The organism is Methanobrevibacter sp., from assembly GCF_017447225.1.
Taxonomy (GTDB): Archaea; Methanobacteriota; Methanobacteria; order Methanobacteriales; family Methanobacteriaceae; genus Methanocatella.
In genome coordinates this window covers 25,157-39,427 of record NZ_JAFSNZ010000050.1, presented here as the reverse complement: position 1 = coordinate 39,427, position 14,271 = coordinate 25,157, and the positions used below count along the sequence as shown (strand labels likewise).

The 14,271-nt window shown below is 37.6% G+C and carries 13 protein-coding genes; 5 read left to right on the top strand and 8 right to left on the bottom strand.

Going from position 1 to position 14,271, the window contains the following annotated elements; all coding sequences use genetic code 11:
- The first annotated feature begins 202 nt into the window (after positions 1–202).
- On the top strand, positions 203–883 hold the full coding sequence (locus IJQ68_RS05320) for a DNA polymerase domain-containing protein (protein WP_292797918.1): 681 nt from the start codon (positions 203–205) through the stop codon (positions 881–883).
- On the opposite strand, the gene IJQ68_RS05315 is transcribed toward IJQ68_RS05320, so the two are convergent.
- Genes IJQ68_RS05315 through IJQ68_RS05305 form a run of 3 tightly spaced genes read right to left on the bottom strand, consistent with a single transcriptional unit; the run spans position 884 to position 3,908 of the window.
- Complete coding sequence (locus IJQ68_RS05315; protein ID WP_292797915.1) at positions 884–1,579, bottom strand: TIGR02253 family HAD-type hydrolase; 696 nt, start codon at positions 1,577–1,579, stop codon at positions 884–886.
- Between the two features lie 11 nt (positions 1,580–1,590).
- Positions 1,591–2,367, bottom strand: a complete 777-nt coding sequence (locus IJQ68_RS05310; RefSeq protein WP_292797912.1) for an exodeoxyribonuclease III — start codon at positions 2,365–2,367, stop codon at positions 1,591–1,593.
- On the bottom strand, positions 2,367–3,908 hold the full coding sequence (locus IJQ68_RS05305; RefSeq protein ID WP_292797909.1) for a phenylalanine--tRNA ligase subunit alpha: 1,542 nt from the start codon (positions 3,906–3,908) through the stop codon (positions 2,367–2,369). Before IJQ68_RS05305 ends, IJQ68_RS05310 begins: the two co-directional genes overlap by 1 nt.
- Before the next feature lie 167 nt (positions 3,909–4,075).
- Between IJQ68_RS05305 and IJQ68_RS05300 the strand changes: the two genes are divergently transcribed.
- Positions 4,076–5,437: an MATE family efflux transporter gene (locus IJQ68_RS05300; RefSeq protein ID WP_292797906.1), complete on the top strand. Its 1,362-nt coding sequence runs from the start codon at positions 4,076–4,078 to the stop codon at positions 5,435–5,437.
- A 19-nt stretch (positions 5,438–5,456) separates the two neighbouring features.
- Here IJQ68_RS05300 and IJQ68_RS05295 read toward each other — a convergent pair whose 3' ends face one another.
- Positions 5,457–5,702, bottom strand: coding sequence for a hypothetical protein (locus IJQ68_RS05295; RefSeq protein ID WP_292797903.1), 246 nt, complete (start codon positions 5,700–5,702; stop codon positions 5,457–5,459).
- A 78-nt stretch (positions 5,703–5,780) separates the two neighbouring features.
- On the opposite strand from IJQ68_RS05295, the gene IJQ68_RS05290 reads away from it, so the two are divergent.
- Positions 5,781–6,989 carry a chloride channel protein gene (locus IJQ68_RS05290; RefSeq protein ID WP_292797901.1) on the top strand — a complete coding sequence of 403 codons (1,209 nt, stop codon included), beginning with the start codon at positions 5,781–5,783 and terminating at the stop codon, positions 6,987–6,989.
- Positions 6,990–6,998: 9 nt separating this feature from the next.
- Here IJQ68_RS05290 and IJQ68_RS05285 read toward each other — a convergent pair whose 3' ends face one another.
- Both IJQ68_RS05285 and hemB read right to left on the bottom strand, forming a co-directional pair.
- The gene (locus tag IJQ68_RS05285; protein WP_292797899.1) at positions 6,999–7,877 is read right to left on the bottom strand and encodes a triphosphoribosyl-dephospho-CoA synthase; all 879 of its coding nucleotides are present in this window, start codon (positions 7,875–7,877) and stop codon (positions 6,999–7,001) included.
- A complete protein-coding gene (hemB, locus tag IJQ68_RS05280) occupies positions 7,874–8,878 on the bottom strand; it encodes a porphobilinogen synthase (RefSeq protein WP_292797896.1) in 1,005 nt (334 codons plus the stop codon). The genes IJQ68_RS05285 and hemB overlap by 4 nt, the downstream gene beginning before the upstream one ends.
- 75 nt (positions 8,879–8,953) lie before the next feature.
- Here hemB and aroC point away from each other — a divergent pair, with 75 nt between their 5' ends.
- On the top strand, positions 8,954–10,048 hold the full coding sequence (gene aroC / locus IJQ68_RS05275; RefSeq protein WP_292797894.1) for a chorismate synthase: 1,095 nt from the start codon (positions 8,954–8,956) through the stop codon (positions 10,046–10,048).
- On the opposite strand, the gene IJQ68_RS05270 is transcribed toward aroC, so the two are convergent.
- Complete coding sequence (locus IJQ68_RS05270) at positions 10,038–10,970, bottom strand: MBL fold metallo-hydrolase (RefSeq protein ID WP_292797891.1); 933 nt, start codon at positions 10,968–10,970, stop codon at positions 10,038–10,040. The two genes, aroC and IJQ68_RS05270, sit on opposite strands and share 11 nt — an antisense overlap.
- A 9-nt stretch (positions 10,971–10,979) precedes the next feature.
- Entirely contained in the window at positions 10,980–11,894 is a 915-nt protein-coding gene (locus IJQ68_RS05265; RefSeq protein ID WP_292797888.1) for a DUF2121 domain-containing protein, read from the bottom strand.
- 263 nt (positions 11,895–12,157) lie between these two features.
- Here IJQ68_RS05265 and acs point away from each other — a divergent pair, with 263 nt between their 5' ends.
- On the top strand, positions 12,158–14,254 hold the full coding sequence (acs, locus tag IJQ68_RS05260; protein WP_292797886.1) for an acetate--CoA ligase alpha subunit: 2,097 nt from the start codon (positions 12,158–12,160) through the stop codon (positions 14,252–14,254).
- Positions 14,255–14,271 lie beyond the last annotated feature (17 nt).

Sequence of the window (14,271 nt, the reverse complement as noted above, 5' to 3'; positions counted from 1 at the left end):
TGTTTTCATAATATCAAACCTCTACCAATACTTTATTCAAAAAGGTATAAAAATAAATTCCTAGAGCATTTGAACAGTAATCCACATTTAAATAAGCAAAAAAATTGTTCTGAGGCATTAAAATTGTTCCCACATGTAAATATTGTTGTCAGTGAAAAGTTATTTTATATACTAATGTCAAAGTATAATATGGTGCTTGTGTATGAAAGATTCAAAAGAACAGATTGAACTAGAAGCTGAAATCAAATCCCAAGCAGAATTGTTTTTAAAGGATTTCAATTCAACACTACCTGAAAGCATGGAACTTGAATATGAAGGATTCTACAGAAGGGGATTTTTTGTAACCAAAAAGAGATATGCGGTCATTGAAGACGGTGAAATAATAGCTAAGGGACTTGAACTGGTCAGAAGGGACTGGGCACCGATTGTCAAACAGACTCAGGAAGCTGTGCTAATGGCTCTGCTTAAGGAAGGGGATTCCGATAAAGCAATCAATGAAGTTAAAAAAGTTATGAAAAGGCTCAGAAAAGGACAAGTGGACAATAAGGAACTTATCATACACACGCAAATCAACAAGCCTTTAAGCGAATACAAACAGGTCGGCCCCCATGTGGTTGCAGCCCAAATAATCGAAGACCACGGAATCAAGGTATCCCGAGGAACCATCATACAGTATATAATAAAAAAAGGAAAGGGTTCAATAAGCCAAAGGGCAGTTCCATATGAATACAGTGAAGGTGTTGACTATGATAAGGATTATTATGTCAATAACCAGATAATTCCTGCCGTCGGACGTATAATGGAATCACTTGGCTATTCAAAAAAAGATTTGCAAGACTTGTCTGTCGGTGAAAAACAGCAAAGCCTTGATGCATTTTTCTAATTATAAAATAGTATTTACATCACCGATGTTATCAATGATGGTAATGTCGAGCTGCTCTTTTTTAATGTATTGCCTGTCCTCTTCGGTGACATCGGAATTGACAAGAATAGCACTCATGCCAGCATTTACGGCACCTAGGGCATCTTCACGGAATTTATTTCCAATCATCACTGACTTTTCAGGATCACCATTCATTTTTCTTAAAGCAACATCATAGATTATTTTATCCGGCTTTTTATGGCCAACCTCTTCTGAAGTTATAACCTCATCGAAAAATGAATATATATTGAGACGGACCAGTTTTTCCCATTGCTTGATTGTGATACCGTTGGATATGACTGCCAAACGATACCCTTGGCTTTTCAAATAGATTAACGTGTCAATAGTATCGGCAAATGGCCTTAAAAGTGCCATTTTAACATTATGATAAGTAATCATGCCCAAAGCTACAAGCATCGGGTCTTCATGTCCTAAAACCACCTGAGTCAGTACATTGAAATGCTTGCCGTAATTTGATCCTTTTTCACGGATAATGGTTTTTAAAACACCATATGCCTCATCCTTATCCAAAGGCAATCCGTTGTCTACCATCAATTCAATAGCTGCTTTTCTTGCAGTCTGTGCGAAAGTGGAAGTATCCAATAATGTATCGTCCACATCAAAAAATACTACACGATCATCATCATTTCTCATCATATTAACCCTCTTTAATCAAATTCAAGTTCTAAAGTGACCGGACAATGGTCAGAACCGTAAATGTCATTTAAAATTTCTGCAGATTTAACTTTGTCTTTAATTTCTTCATTCACATAGAAATAATCAAGTCGCCAACCGGCATTCCTTTCACGGGCACGGGTACGATAGCTCCACCAGGTGAAATTGTTCTCTCCCTCATCAAACATACGGAAAGTATCAATGAAACCTGCTTCTTCCAGTTCATCAAGCCATGCACGCTCTTCAGGAAGATAACCTGATTTTCCTTCACAGTTTTTAGGATTGTAAACATCAATCGGGTGGTGAGCAATATTGTAGTCTCCTGTGATTACAAGGTTTTTGCCCTGACTTTTAAGCTGTTTAAGCTCATCCAATAAAGCGTTACAGAATGCAACCTTGAAATCCAAACGTTTTGCATTCATTCCGCTGTTCGGGAAGTAAATATTATACAATATGAAATCATCATACTCTATTTTTAATACTCTTCCTTCACTGTCAAGCTCTTCAATTCCCAATCCTCGTGTGACATTGAGGGGAGTTATTTTGGAGTATGTTCCGACACCGCTGTATCCTTTCTTTTCAGCCTCATTGAAGTGTGATTCGTATTCATCGACTTCAGCTAATTTCTTTGGAATATCCTTCTGGGTAGCTCTCACTTCCTGGAAATTAATGATATCCGCATCTGTACTGTCAAACCAATCCCAGAATTCATCTTTTTTGGAAACTGCTCTGATTCCATTTACATTCCAAGAAAGCAACTTGACAGCCATTATAATTTCACTCCATTATCCAGTTTCAGTTCACGAAGCCATTTGATGTCGCTTTTGTAAAGCATACGGATGTCAGCCACATCATATCTAATCATGGCCAGTCTTTCAATACCTAAACCGAAAGCAAGTGCAGGCTGATTGATTCCGAGAGGTTTAAGTACTTCCGGTCTAAACATTCCGGATCCTCCAAGTTCAATCCAGCTTTCCTTTTCCTCCAGATATATTTCGGTTTCTGTTGATAAGTAAGTGTAAGGGAAATAAGCAGGTCTGAATCTTACTTCAAATCCTAATTTTTTATAAAATTCTTTTAAAGTTCCTAAAAGATTTTGATAGCTGATTCCTTCACCGCAGACAAGTCCTTCAACCTGGTGAAATTCAGGCAAGTGCTTATAGTCAAAGGTTTCTCTTCTGAATACCCTTCCGACTGAAAACATTTTGATTGGAGGTTCATGCTCAAATAGATGTTTTGTTGAAATCCCGGTTGTGTGGGTTCTTAAAACGCTTTGGCGTGCGATGTCTTCACTCCAGTTGTATTGCCATCCGATAGAACCTGTATCCGCACCGGTTTCGTGAGTCTCAGCTGTTAGTTTGACTATATCACCGTCAGGCAAGTCACATGTCAGCGGATTTTTAAGGTAGAATGTGTCCTGCATTTCACGGGCCGCATGGTCCTGCGGCTGGAAAAGAGAATCAAAGTTCCAGAATGCTGATTCCACAAATTCGCCGTTGTCTTCTGAAAAACCCATGTTTAAAAATATTTCACGAATCTCATCAATGATTACCCTTAAAGGATGTTTTTTACCTGCGAATATGACTGGTGCTTCGGCATTGATGTCATACGGACGGTACTGTAAGCTTTTCCATTCTCCATCTTTTAGTTGCTGGTGTGTTAACTGAGTAGCCTGTTCCTGTATTGTGAATCCTTCTTTTAGAATAGCTTCACCTTTAGGCAATAGTTTAAAAGAGTGTGAGGTTTCTTTTTCAACTTTTAAAATGTTTTTTCTGCCTGTGAGCTTTTTAAAACCATCCATCAAATCGTCAGCAAAGAATTTGACTCCGTCAGCGTTGGTTTTGAGATAATCCAGAACCCTTTCGTCAACATCGACTTTTGATGCGAAATCCTTACCGAAATCAGTGATGTTAACTACGCCCTTATCAATATCCGCCCAGTTTTTACGGCGAAGCCATCCGATAGCAATATTGGCCTCTTTTTTATCAATTCCAGTTTCGCTTGCCAAATCTTTCATGTTAATATGATCCTTTTTGGCAAGAACGTCCAATATTTTCCTTTCAGGAAGGCCTTCTTCTGCGTATTTGAGTCCGTCATCGGTCAGGGAATAGGTTTCCTGGACTTTTTTGTCAACTTCAATAATGTCTTTTGAAGCAAGTGAACCTGCCGCACTCATGACTGATTTGATGTCCATACCAGCATTTTGAGCAATATCTTCAGGAGTCGCCTCAGGATTTGCTTCCAATTCTTTTAAAAGTTTCTTTTCATAAATATGTAATTCATTAATGGTTTTTTTAATATCCTCACTCATTTAAACACCATACTAATTATCATTAATAATAGTATAATATATATTCTAATTAATTAATAAAAGTATTGAAAAATTGCTGTCAAAATGCGAATTTCTGAAATTTTTGATAAAAAAAAGTCACTAGTATATATAAAACATTGACACAAGTTATCTATGAGTAGATTATTATGGAAGCCAACGAAGACATTAACTTAATCGTGAATCATCCGAAAAAGGCGATCAACAAACTGGCCGTGCCAATCATCATAAGTAACCTGTTCATGATGATGAACAACATCATTGACGGCATATGGGTTGCAGGATTAGGTCCGGGACCTCTTGCGGCCGTGGGATTTGTAACGCCACTGTTTCTGGCAATGGTAGGTTTTGCAAACGGACTTGGAGCAGGTTCCAACAGCCTGATTGCAAGATATATCGGAGCAGAGGACTATGAAAGCGCAGGAAACAGTGCAATTCACTCAATAATGTTAAGCATAATCGTAACAGTAATTGCAACAATTGCCCTTATTTTGGTTTTAAGGCAACTGCTTCTAGTTATGGGTGCTGAAGAAGTGCTTGGTGAGGCATTAACCTACGGATACATAGTGATTGCAGGAGTTTTCTCAATATTTCTCCCGGCAATGATGGCTGCAATATTCAGGTCACAGGGAGAAATCAAAAGGGCATCATATCCGCTGATGCTGACTGCAATAATCAACATGATTCTCGATCCAATATTCATTTACGGATTGGGTTTGGGAGTAGGCGGAGCTGCAATAGCGACAGTTCTGGCTGGTGCCTTATCAATGATTCCAATGCTTTATTGGATGTTTGTTAAAAAAGACAGCTTTCTTGAAATCAGGATGAGCGAATACAAAACCAATCTGACAATATATAAGGACATTCTGGTTGTGGGAATACCGGCAAGCCTGGAACAGTTCATCATATCATTCGTATCAATTCTTATGAACTATTGGCTGACGATACTTGCCGGAACAGTTGCCGTGGCAGCATATACAGCCACATGGAGACTGGTTTCAGTCGGAATTGCACCGATGATCGGTATCGGAATAGCTGCGCTTACAGTGGGCGGAGCGGCCTACGGTGCCCGTAATTACGATAACATGAAAACAGCACTCAATTATGGTGTGAAACTGGGTCTGATATCCTCAGTTATCATCTGTGCATTCTTCTTTGTCTTTGCAGAGCCGTTGTCTTTTATATTTTCATATTCCACAGACAGTTCCGTTTTGGCTCCAAGAGTTGTGGATGCATTGCGCATATTATGTTTCTTTGTACTGTTGATGCCTTTGGGAGTAATGGCCGGAAATCTGTTCCAAAGTATGGGAAAAGGAACAATATCCCTTGTTCTGACAGTGCTCAGATCATTTATTCTTGAAGTGATTTTCGCAGGATTGTTCGGATTCATATTTGGACTTGGAGATATTGGAATTTATGCAGGTCTGGTTAGCGGAATGGCCGTCGGTTCTCTAATCGGATACATCTACATCAATTACTATCTTAAAAAACACAGAAGCTATTTTAAATAGATTTCACCAAACATCACCATTAACTATTTTCTAATTTAGATATTCTTTTTTCCAAATCATTTAAAGTTAATTTCGTGACATTATCCAAATTTCCGCTTTCAAAATTTACTATTTCCCCATTATATGATTTGGCCTGATTATCTGAGAATTCTTCAAAATAACAGATTAAAAATCTTATAACGTCATCAAAAGTATCATTTTCTGATGCAAGTTCAGACAAAATGCGATAAGTATCTTTAGAAATATTAATGGTTCTGGTTTTCATATATTAAATATATTCAGTATAAAATAAATAGTTAATTCAACAAAGACATTTTTAATAATAGAATTTGAGGAATATCTGATGGATTTGAAAAACAATTTGCTTTTAACAATATATACTGTGATTATCGGAATCATAGCCGGAGCGATAATCTGGTGTTTCATGAGAGGCATGAACTTCGGAATTCATTTTCTATGGGACTACATTCCAAGATTAATCAACTTCAAATATTATACAATTATAGTATGTATAATTGGAGGTTTGTTGATTGGTTTGTGGAAAAACAAATACGGAGACAGTCCCGAAGAGTTGAATGAAGTAATCAAGACCGTTAAAAAGGATCACAGATATTCATATAATAATATTTTTTCATCCACAGTTTCTGCAATATTGCCACTGATTCTTGGTGCAAGTGTTGGGCCAGAAGCTGGATTGACCGGCATAATTGCAGGATTGTTTACATGGATTGGAGACAAACTCACGATATTCAATGATGAGCTTGAGGAACTGGCACATATCGGTATTACGGCAACATTAGGTACAATATTTGCTTCCCCAATGTTCGGTTTTGTGGAGCCTATTGAAAACGAGGAAAGCTCACTGCCTAAAACCTCAAAAAACATATTATATTTTGTAGCCATTTTAAGCTCTTTTGGAATATTCGTATTTTTAAACCATTTAACCCATAATCATGCTGGCCTACATTCAATAGGAACAGCAACACTGGATAATCTCAATTATCCCGGCATAATATTGATGATACTTTTGGGAACTGTCCTTTCATATGTATATTTTTTAAGCCATAAAATGTCTGAAACATTATTTAAAAACCTGAAAGACAATTTCATATTAAAGGGTGTTATCGGCGGATTAATATTGGGTGTGATTGGAACATTGCTTCCTTTAACAATGTTTTCCGGAGAGGAGCAGATTTATATTCTGATGGAGACCGGCGCACAGCTTGGAGTAATAATCCTGATATTAACAAGCATTATAAAAATAGTTTTAACCAATATCTGCATTGAAACTGGCCTTAAAGGAGGGCATTTCTTCCCTCTGATATTTTCAGGAACTGCAATGGGCTATGCAATGAGCATTATTTTAAATATGGATCCTGTAATTTCAATGGCAATCGTTACGACATCATTTATGGCTGGAATTTTAAGAAAGCCTCTTGCAGTCGTGCTGCTTTTAATGATTATATTTCCAATGAATCTGATTCCATTGATGCTTGTATCAGCCATCATACCTTGTCTAATCGATACACCGGAATTTTTAGAAATAAATTAAAAAAAGAAGTTATTCAAAGTTTGACTTTAAATAACTGACAAAAATTGAAGCTGCAGTCAAATCAGCTGTTGTTCCAGGATTGTAGTGATTTTTGTACAGATAATCATCAAATTCAGAGACTTTTTCCATAAAATCAGCTTCATCTTTCAGATTAAGCAGATCCCTTGTCATCATAGAAATTTTTAAAGCCTCATCAGAACCGTATTTTCTTGAAATCAATGTATCCGGAACCTGAGACAATATCGTTAAAAATGTCAAAAGACATGCGTCATTTAAGGATTTTTCATCTTTAAGCTCATGGTAAGTTGGATAGCCTATTTCAAAAACGGCAGGCATGTCGGAAGTCATCTCACGGGCAAGCATGTCCCATGGAGCAGATATTTTCAAGACATCATACATAGTTTGCTTGTTTTCACGAAGTTCGTTTTTGGCATTGTCTGAAGCGACATCATACTCGTCCTGGTCTCCCATTCCACCGGCATCGGCAATGTTTATTGCATCATACAGGTCACATGCATCATCAACAGAGGTATTTGCCATTAATTTAACAATATTTGGACGGATTTCATCAAAATTATCACTGATGGCAGCAGCCACGGCTATCGGAGTGGTCATCATCACAATGCCCAGGTTAGTGTTGTTTTTAATCCACCTGTCGGTTTCTGCAACAGCCTGCAGAATGTATTTTCCAAGCAAAGGATTTTCAATATCCACATCAGTGCATGCTTCACGGATTGTGTCTCCAATTACAATTCCGCTGATAATAAAGTCTTCAAAGACCATATCATCATAATCCCTGGTTCTGTGAACATTTCCGGGCTTCGGATATCCGCTAACTTCAAGAGCTGAAGCAATTTGAGCAATTTTAGCTATTTCAGAAGGATTCATTCTATCATGTCCTCTAAAAGCACTTTAGGTGCGAAGTTTGTAATAATCAAATCAGCACCCGCTCTTTTTATTGAAAGCAGACTTTCCATTATTGCCCTTTCAGTCAGATAACCTTTTTCGATTGCGGCCATAATCATTGAATATTCACCGCTTACATTATATGCAACAAGAGGCAGCATGAACTCATCCTTAACTGTTCTTACAACATCCAGATAAGGTAAAGCAGGTTTTACCATTAAAAAGTCGCAGCCTTCAATCACATCCAGTTCACATTCGCGAATAGCTTCAACGGCATTTGCAGGATCCATCTGATAGCTTTTCCTATCCCCTTTATGAGGTGATGAACAGGCTGCCTGACGGAAGGGTTCATAGAAAGCTGATGCATATTTTGCTGAATATGACATTATCATAACATTATAATATCCGTTTTCATCCAAAGCCTGCCTGATAGCTCCAACTCTTCCATCCATCATGTCTGAAGGAGCTACGATATCAGCACCGGCACGTGCATGTGAAAGCGCCACTTTTGCAATGTATTCCAATGACTCATCATTCAATATTTCGATTCCGTCATCAGTATCATCATTTTCCTTAATCAGACCGCAATGTCCATGAGAAGTGTATTGGCATAAGCACACATCACTAATTACAACCAGATTGGTCTGTTTTTTAAGTTCACGGATGGCTTTTTGAACGATTCCGGTATCTGCATAATCAGGAGTTGCTATTTCATCCTTTTCATCTTCTGGAGGGATACCGAAAACAATAATTGATTTTAATCCTTTTGCCTCGAGTTTTTTTGCAAATTCCACACCGCTTTGCAAAGAGTATCTGTATTCTCCCGGAAGGGATGAGATTTCCTCTTTTTCATCTCCTTTAAGTTCCTGTTTAAAATAAATTGGATAAATCAAATCTTCCTTTTGAAGTTTTGTTTCACGTACAATATCACGAATTTTTGAGTTTTTTCTTAATCTTCTCATTCTTGTAATTGGAAACTGCATTTTATTTCACCTTGTATTTATATTACACATTAAAATTATTTAAGTATTAATAGTTTAAATTAAATATAATTTAGTATGTCAAACAAAATTGGGGAAAAATTTCAAATTACAAGCTTTGGTTCAAGCCACGGAACTGCAGTAGGCGCTGTTATTGACGGATGCCCTGCAAATCTTGAACTGAGTGTTGAAGATATTCAAAAGGAATTGGATAAAAGAAAACCTGGCACAAGCAGTGTAACCACACCTAGAAAAGAATCTGATGAAGTCCAGATATTGTCAGGAATTTTTGAAGGAAAAACTGATGGAACACCAATAACAGGAGTTGTTTTTAATAAAAATCAGCACTCCAAAGACTATTCAATGTTTAAAGACACACCACGCCCTTCACATGGTGATTATGGCTGGATGACAAAATACGGAAATTACGATTACAATGGTGGGGGTCGTGGAAGCGGCAGGATAACTATAGGACATGTCATTGGAGGGGCAGTTGCCAAAAAGCTCCTGAATACACAGAACATAGAAATCATTTCACACGTTACACAAATCGGAGACATTAAAGCTGAAAAATTATCATTTGATGAAATCAAAAGCAATATTGAAAAAAATCCTGTTCGCTGCGCTGATTTGAAAGCCGCAAAAGAAATGGAAGAGTTAATTCTTTCCAAAAAACAGGAAGGAGATTCTGTTGGAGGAATTGTGGAAACAATTGCAGTTAACGTTCCGGCAGGTCTTGGTGAACCTGTCTTTGAAAGGCTTGACGGAGATCTTGCAAGAATTCTGATGAATATTGGTGCTGTTAAAGGTGTTGAGATAGGTTTGGGCTTTGATGTAGCAGATAAATGTGCATCCGAAATCAATGACGAATATTATATTGAAAATGATTCTGTTAAAACCAAAACAAACAATTCAGGTGGAATTATCGGTGGTATGAGCAATGGAATGCCTATTATTTCAAGAATTGCAATAAAGCCAACCCCTTCAATTTCCAAATGTCAGGACTCAATTGATTTGGAAAAAATGGAAAATAAAAAAATAGAAATAAAAGGAAGACACGATCCTTGCATCTGTCCGAGAGTAACTGTTGTTGCCGAATCCTCAACTGCAATAGTTTTGGCAGACCATATGATTCGCTCAGGCTTTATAAATCCGAGCAACATTAATGATTAGGCCTTTTATTCATATGTGCAAGCTCATCAGTTTCCCCATGTTTGATTGCAAGTCTGTTTGTATTTTTCCTTTCGAAATGTGATAGATTATTATTTGATCCGTGGAAAGGCGCATCCACATCCTTAAGTGACATGATGCGGGCTCTTGCCGGATTGTTGAAGTTAATATCAAGTGACATGCCGTCAAAAGCGGCCAATGTTTTGACACCAGTCAAACGGGTAATTCTTTTAGCCTCACCAATAGGATTATTGGAAATCATCTTAAGTCCCAAATGAGTCATTATAGCTAATTTAGGTTTAAGCTCTTTTAATAATCTAATAAATCCCTGAGAACACAGATGACCTTTAATTGACCTTCCGCCAGGACGCAATACACTGGCTATCAAAACATCCGCATCTTCATGTGCTTCAACTAATTCAGGGAAATAAGAAGTATCTGAAGTGTAGGATATCTTAAAATCCTTATATTCCATCTGGAAACCTATACCTACCGGATCGCCATGTCTTGTAGGGGTGGCTTTGACCAGACAGTTATCAAAATATCTGACATCTCCTGATTCCAATTCAATCAGATTAGATTTCGTCTGATGATACTTTGAAATGCAGGGACCCCATTTTTCAAAACCGGACAGTACACTTTTTGCACCGATGATATGACCATTTTCCTGCGTCATTCCGCGCGTCATTGCTTCAATCAGTATTTCAGCATCATTATAATGGTCAGTGTGTGCATGGGATACGAAAACTCCGTCAATATTTCTCGGATCCAGACCGAACTGATATGTTCGGACTAAAGCTCCAGGTCCCGGGTCAATATGATAATTCTTTCCGCCCAGATTATCAATTCTGAATCCGCCTGTCATTCTTCTTTGGTTGATGGCGGAAAATCGTCCTCCGCCACTTCCTAAGAATATCAGTTTCATTTAACTTCCTCATAGTGAACATAGGATAATATCACATGACAGCGGGGATTTGTTTCTTTTAAGACATAGAACTTCGTCTTTAATAACAACTTTATCTCCAATTTTAATGTCGTCTGTATCGGCAAACATTATAACGTTATGATTAGGACCTGCCAATGGCTTCCAATTGAAATTGAATGCCTGAGTCTTGTCATTTAATCTGACTTCAATCATCTTTCCGTCAATTGACTCAACCTTACCGATAGGTCCGTCATCGATGATTTTATTAGCCAATTCAATTTCTCTGGTTTTTTGAATCATTTCTTCAGTTAACTGTTGCCTGTATTTAGTTAAAACTTTAATGTCTGCATCAATTGTAACATTTAGATGTTTTTGAGCTTCGGACGGGTTGAATTTAGGTTGCTGAATCAGCACGTCGAATTCCTTACCGATAGTCGGAGTTCTTTTAGAGATTTCAGTCAGAATCTCTTCGAATATGTCTCCCATTAGCCTTAAGCTATGTGAAGCCTTCCATCTTCTTTGAATTAAAGTTTCAGCCTGTTTTTTAGCAAAGTCGTTTCCGAATAAAATAATACCTTTTTCGCCGGCGTTACGGGATTTTGTTTCAGATCCTATTAATTCTACGATTTGATAACCGTTAGTTGTTCCGTAAATTCTTTTACGTTTTGTTTCATGGGTTCCTTTTGTACTTACTTCACCCCTAACGGTATTGCCCACAATCCTTAACTTGTCAGCATCATCAGTTATTTTAATCGGAACATCAAGTTCTTTTGATCTTTTTAAAAGTTCATCGTCTGTTGTGATACTTCCGTCATACAATTCATCTTCCAATGCTTGCCTATTATTACCGAAATAGGCAATTCTTCTTTTATCACTGGCCATTACACAGCCTTTTTTTCCAACATAAGCTATGATTAAACTCATAATCCTCCTCGCATTAATCAAATTTTTAAAATATATTTATATATTATTTATATTAATTCTAATATTAAATCATTTTCATATAATGACGGCACTTTTTTTATCAAAAAATCCTTTAATTATTAATTAAAATTTTATATAAAGGTTTAAAACTAATTATTTAATCAATATCTTTATATAATAATAAATCAAAATATTAAAACATAAATAATTGTTAATTATTTATCATTATAAATTATAGTGTTAAATATAAAGGAGAAAATTTTATGATAGATCTCAATAAGATGTTTAAACCTGAATCTGTGGCTGTCATTGGAGCCTCAAACACTCCGGGAAAAGTAGGATACATCATTGTAGACAACTTAATTAATGACGGATTTGAAGGTAAAATATACCCTGTAAATCCTAAAGGTGGAGAAATTTTAGGTAAACAAGCATATGCAAGCATAAAAGACATCCCTGAAAAAGTTGATTTAGCAATAATCACCATCCCATCAGTTTTCGTTAATGATACCGTACGTGACTGTGGTGAAGTCGGCGTTGAAAACCTTGTTGTCATTACCGCAGGTTTCAAAGAAGTCGGTGAAGAAGGAGCTAAATTAGAAGCTGAATTAACTGAACTCGGTAAAAAATACGGAATTAACATTATCGGACCAAACAGTTTAGGTATTACCGATTCCCACACCCCATTAAACGGTTCATTCTCCCAGATGATGCCTCCAAAAGGAAACATCGCATTCATCTCCCAAAGTGGAGCTATGATGGTAGCAATCATCGACTGGAGTATAACTTCAGGAATCGGATTCAGTAAAGTAATCAGTCTTGGAAACAAAGCAGGAGTTAATGAAATAGAATTACTGCAATATTTAGCTGAAGATGATGAAACAAACGTAATTATCTGTTACTTAGAATCAATTTCAGATGATGAAGACTTCATCAGAACAATGAGAGAAACCGCAGCTAAAAAACCAATTATCATTCTTAAATCAGGTTCATCCTCAGCTGGTGCACAGGCCGCATCCTCACACACAGGAGCATTGGCAGGAAGTGACCTCGCATTCGACACAGCATTCGGCCAATCAGGAATTATGCGTGTTGAAACCATGGCTGAACTCTTTGACTTAGGTTTGGCATTTTCCAAAGCACCATTGCCTGAAGGCAGCAACGTTGCAATCATTACCAATGCAGGTGGTGGAGGAGTACTGACCGTAGACGCTATGGAAAAAGTAGGTTTGGATCTTGTTAAATTCGACGAAGAAACCACAGCAAGATTAAAAGAATGTATCCCTGATGAAGGTAGTGCAAACAACCCGATTGACGTATTGGGAGACGCACCGGTAAACAGATACCAGGAATCACTCGATATCGTATTGCACGATGAAAGGGTTGACAGTTTAATCGTTATGGTTTGTCCGACCGCTTCCGCTGACCCTGACGGAATTGCACAGGCAATATTGGATGGAAGAAAAGATTCCAAAAAACCTATTATCGTAGTTAACATGGGCGGTCCAACCTTTGAAAATGCAAATGAGCTTTTAAGAGAAAACCACATTCCAACATACGTTTTCCCTGAAACCGCAGTTGACGCTCTTGCTGCAATGACCAATTACGCCAAATTAGGTGAGAGAAAATACGATGATGTCGTTGAAAACATCACTGATGTCGACAAAGATGCAGTAAAAGCAATATTTGATAAAGTAACTGCTGACGGAAGAGACACATTACTCGGAAGCGAAGCATATGCAGTGGCTGAAGCTTACGGAATCTCAGCAGCACCAATCAAACTGTCAACTTCTGCAGATGAAGCCGCCAGTTTGGCTGAAGAGATGGAATTCCCTGTTGTTCTTAAAATCGCATCTGATAAAATCCTGCACAAATCAGATATCGGTGGAGTAAAAGTCGGAATTTCAACTGCTGAAGAAGCTAAAGAAGCATACGATGAAATCATAGCAAATGCAAAAGCTGCACATCCAGACATTATTCCTGATGGAGTGGAAGTCCAAAAAATGATGGAATCCGGTCAGGAAGTAATCGTAGGTATGATTAAAGACAAACAGTTCGGACCAATGATTGCATTTGGTATGGGTGGAATCTACGTTAACCTTATTGAAGACGTTTCCTTCAAATTAGCTAAAGGATTGTCATCCCAGGAAATTGATGAACAAATCGAAGCTACCAAAGTTTCTGAATTGCTTAAAGGTTACAGAGGCGAAGCCGCCTGTGATATCGAAGAAGTGAAAGAAGCTATTAAAAGAGTAGCCAGATTAACTTTAGACTTCCCGGAAATATCCGAGCTTGATATCAACCCAATCTTCGTTTACGAAGAAGGTTCAAGCGCTTTAGATATTAAAATCAAATTATAATTTCTCTTAACCGAGAA

Bases quoted from the DNA above. Each gene is read 5' to 3' on its own strand.
- IJQ68_RS05320 (WP_292797918.1), top strand. From the start codon at position 203: ATGAAAGATTCAAAAGAACAGATTGAACTAGAAGCTGAAATCAAATCC.
- IJQ68_RS05315 (WP_292797915.1), bottom strand. From the start codon at position 1,579: ATGATGAGAAATGATGATGATCGTGTAGTATTTTTTGATGTGGACGAT.
- IJQ68_RS05310 (WP_292797912.1), bottom strand. From the start codon at position 2,367: ATGGCTGTCAAGTTGCTTTCTTGGAATGTAAATGGAATCAGAGCAGTT.
- IJQ68_RS05305 (WP_292797909.1), bottom strand. From the start codon at position 3,908: ATGAGTGAGGATATTAAAAAAACCATTAATGAATTACATATTTATGAA.
- IJQ68_RS05300 (WP_292797906.1), top strand. From the start codon at position 4,076: ATGGAAGCCAACGAAGACATTAACTTAATCGTGAATCATCCGAAAAAG.
- IJQ68_RS05295 (WP_292797903.1), bottom strand. From the start codon at position 5,702: ATGAAAACCAGAACCATTAATATTTCTAAAGATACTTATCGCATTTTG.
- IJQ68_RS05290 (WP_292797901.1), top strand. From the start codon at position 5,781: ATGGATTTGAAAAACAATTTGCTTTTAACAATATATACTGTGATTATC.
- IJQ68_RS05285 (WP_292797899.1), bottom strand. From the start codon at position 7,877: ATGAATCCTTCTGAAATAGCTAAAATTGCTCAAATTGCTTCAGCTCTT.
- hemB (WP_292797896.1), bottom strand. From the start codon at position 8,878: ATGCAGTTTCCAATTACAAGAATGAGAAGATTAAGAAAAAACTCAAAA.
- aroC (WP_292797894.1), top strand. From the start codon at position 8,954: ATGTCAAACAAAATTGGGGAAAAATTTCAAATTACAAGCTTTGGTTCA.
- IJQ68_RS05270 (WP_292797891.1), bottom strand. From the start codon at position 10,970: ATGAAACTGATATTCTTAGGAAGTGGCGGAGGACGATTTTCCGCCATC.
- IJQ68_RS05265 (WP_292797888.1), bottom strand. From the start codon at position 11,894: ATGAGTTTAATCATAGCTTATGTTGGAAAAAAAGGCTGTGTAATGGCC.
- acs (WP_292797886.1), top strand. From the start codon at position 12,158: ATGATAGATCTCAATAAGATGTTTAAACCTGAATCTGTGGCTGTCATT.